This window comes from Clostridium sp. UBA1652 (genome assembly GCF_002320975.1).
Lineage (GTDB): Bacteria > Bacillota > Clostridia > Clostridiales > Clostridiaceae > Clostridium_T > Clostridium_T intestinale.
Genome location: NZ_DCLI01000089.1, coordinates 1 through 3,297 on the forward strand (window position 1 = coordinate 1; position 3,297 = coordinate 3,297).

General features: G+C 29.2%; 5 protein-coding genes. 1 reads left to right on the plus strand and 4 read right to left on the minus strand.

The genetic code is table 11. From position 1 onward, the window contains the following. Positions 1-135 precede the first annotated feature (135 nt). From B3N22_RS19400 to B3N22_RS19415, 4 genes are all read right to left on the minus strand, one after another. Positions 136-354, minus strand: a complete 219-nt coding sequence (locus B3N22_RS19400) for a hypothetical protein (protein ID WP_144545497.1) — start codon at positions 352-354, stop codon at positions 136-138. A gap of 35 nt (positions 355-389) precedes the next feature. Continuing rightward, positions 390-629, minus strand: coding sequence for a hypothetical protein (locus B3N22_RS19405; RefSeq protein WP_144545499.1), 240 nt, complete (start codon positions 627-629; stop codon positions 390-392). A gap of 322 nt (positions 630-951) precedes the next feature. Beyond that, positions 952-1,191: a hypothetical protein gene (locus B3N22_RS19410; RefSeq protein ID WP_144545501.1), complete on the minus strand. Its 240-nt coding sequence runs from the start codon at positions 1,189-1,191 to the stop codon at positions 952-954. A 797-nt stretch (positions 1,192-1,988) separates the two neighbouring features. Further along, positions 1,989-2,234: a helix-turn-helix domain-containing protein gene (locus B3N22_RS19415; protein ID WP_144545503.1), complete on the minus strand. Its 246-nt coding sequence runs from the start codon at positions 2,232-2,234 to the stop codon at positions 1,989-1,991. Between the two features lie 91 nt (positions 2,235-2,325). Between B3N22_RS19415 and B3N22_RS19420 the strand changes: the two genes are divergently transcribed. After that, on the plus strand, positions 2,326-3,297 hold the full coding sequence (locus tag B3N22_RS19420) for a DNA adenine methylase (RefSeq protein WP_144545505.1): 972 nt from the start codon (positions 2,326-2,328) through the stop codon (positions 3,295-3,297).

The following is a 3,297-nucleotide window of genomic DNA, read 5'->3' on the forward strand; positions in this document are numbered from 1 at the left end:
GACTTTTCGGACAGCCCCTTTGTTTAGAAATAATAAAGATGATTAAAAATAAAATAGCTGTTTAAAAAGTACAATAAAGTCACTTCGTGAACGTAACATCCATAAGTAATTTTTTTCGTTGTTACTTTGACTTACTTAACGATAAACTGGTTGCTCTGTTCTACTAATAATTTCAGAATCTTTTAACCCATGTATTTTACGAGAATACTCAGTCCCACACTTCGGACATTCGCCTACCATTCTAGGAGAGAAATCCTCTGAATATGAAAAGTCAATCACATTATCACAACTTTTATTAAAGCACTTGATTTTCATATGAATAATTGTATGATCTAAGGTTGGTTCAAAAAACATTAAATCACCCTTTTTGTTTAATTATTTGTTATTTATTATAAATAACGCACTTCTACTGAAGGATTGAGATCCTGAATTACTATACCTAAATCTTTTTTTATTTTATCTGAAGCCTTAACTATTAATGAAATGTGGTTAATATCTTTGTTTGGGTTATTTTTATCTCCATTCAAATCTGCTTTTTCTGTTGCACTCTCAATATTAATTTTAGTTGCTATTTTTGTTTCTCCTATTGTAAAAATTATTTCTGCATTTTTAGTTTTTTTTGAAAACACAATCTGACTTCCTTTCTTCTATTAGTGGGTGCAAAGTTTGTAATTCCCTGAATATGATTTTTCAAAAGCCAAGGTTTTTTAAACTTTATATTTTATAATTAAGCTCTTTCTTTTTCCTTTCTCCTTTATAAAATTTTAAAAGAAAATCAACTACTATTCCGTACGTTTGATGAAGTGAAGATAGCCAAACTTTAGGATGAATATAGCCTAATAATCCACCAATAATTAATTTTTTGTACACAAATAATAAAGTTGTTGAAAAATAATATAGTTATTAAAAATAGATATTAAAGTCGTTTAATTTCTGACTTGTACCAGCAACTTAGATTGTCTTTATATCTACATTCAATCCTTTAATAAGTTTTTCGTATTCCTTGAAATCTTCTTCCTTCATAACAAGATTTAATTTCTCCATATGATTTTCATGAACATTTGCGATTTCATTTGTTGTAGATAGCATAACCCACATTAAAGGTGCTTCATTATCAACCACTTTACCAATAACATCTTTATATTTTCCTTCCATAATAATTACTAAATCTTCATTTTTGAATTTTCCCATGATTATTTAAACCCCTTTCCTAGTTCCTTCTTGAATACAATTTGTTAAACAACTTTATTATGAATATGGCTGATACGGATAACGTAGTCATAAGGGTTTGAAACTATATTTTTAAATAACTTTATTATCATTAAACATTTTTTTAAGTAGAATTTTGTATTATATGAATTATACTTTGTATAAATGATTCCTGGAACCTCTAAGTCGTTCATTATTATTACGTTATTGTTACTTGGTCGAACTAGCATTCTCTCCTTCTCAAGATCGGAAACTCTAATAATAACTTTATACTTTCTAGGTGAATTTTCATGCATATGTGAAAAGTAATAAGAATTGAAATTTGGCTCCATATTTTGTTCCTCTTGATGAAACCATATGTAGTTTTTTCTTTTATTTTTAAATTTCATTACATAATTTGTCTTGGCACTAATTTTAGCTTTCAATCTAATTTTACCTGTTTGTAAAAAATACTGATAGTCTTCATCAGATATGGAATTAGTGTAATGTATTAAGTGCCTATCTTTGATTTCCTCATATTCATTTGAAGTAATAGGATAAACATAAAAATTATTTGTTTTTCTTAGATAAAATTCATATGAAATAAATAATAGAATGAATAGAGCACATGTTAACAATTTTTCCTACAAGTAGGTTTGTAACCAATATTAAAGAAGTGAGTAGGAAAACATAAATGAAAATAGATAAAAATGCCATTGGTAGATGTACTAATAGCCTTACAGTTCCTAACCTCTTATTAAAAAAACTCACAAATTGTTCCCTCTTTCTAATTTTGAATGTTACTCCGCATCCTTCTTTTCCACACCAAACCAAACTTCCATTGCGTCCTTTGAAAGTATCCACTCTTTTTTGGTATCAAATTTACTTTGGTGGTATTTTAACAAGCCGAGTTCAATCATTTTTTCTGTTTTTTGCCATTTTTTTTTATTTGATGGTTTTAAATAGTTTCTTATAGTATCGGCAGGAACACCCCACCTTTCAGCTGCTTCTGAAACCGTCATAAAATTATCAATTGTTTTCTTCATAAAAAGATCCTTTCTATGCTGTTTCTACTACCATTTTAAACCGTATATGGTTATAATACAACCATATATAGTTTTTTAAAGGAGTTTGATTATGATAAAAAATTTTAAATGTCAGTATTGTTATAATGATGAAGTAGAGGCTCTTACCTTTAATAAAGATAAAACTGGATATTGGTGTGAGGAATGTGATGGGTTTACTTTAGTTAATCAAAAGGATACAGGAAGGTATTTACTTATATTAGAAGATTCCTCTGGAAAAAACGAATCCATTGCATCTACTATTAAGTTTAGAAAGAGACTCTCACCTTTACGTTATCCTGGTGGTAAGAGTAAAATGGTCAATTACATATATAATCAACTCGATAAGAAAAAAATGAATCACTTTGTTTCACCATATACAGGTGGTGGAAGTGTAGAATTCGCATTGTTAGAAGCGGGCGTTATTAACCACTTACATATAAATGATAAGGATTTTGGTGTATACGCCCTTTATTGGGTAATTTTTAATATGCCATTTGCTTTAACGGAACGATTGAAAACATATACTCCTTCACATGAGGATTTTTACAAAGCACAACTTACTATTAAGAAGGACTTTGACAAAATAAACATCGTTGAGGCAGCATGGAATACTTTGATTGTTAACAGGTTAGCTTATTCCGGAATATATAATGCTAATCCACTGGGAGGAAAGAAAGGTACACCGCAACAATTAACTTCTAGGTGGAATCCAGATGAACTAATAAGACGAATAGAAAAATTACATTCCTTTTCAGACCAAGTAACGATAACTAATCAGGATGCTTGTGAAATGATTGAAGAGAGTTATTGGTGGGATCAAACTACTATTTTTATTGATCCCCCATATGTCAATAAAGCCTCTTCACTATATCGATGTTATTACAAAGAAGAGGATCACATTAAACTTAATTGTTTATTAGATACTTTATATCATGGTTTTGATGGTGCGGATTTAATTATAACTTATGACAATAATGAATGGCTGGAGAGCTTATATTTATACCCAACTGTTAAAGCTGTATCAAGAGCTTACACCGTTTAA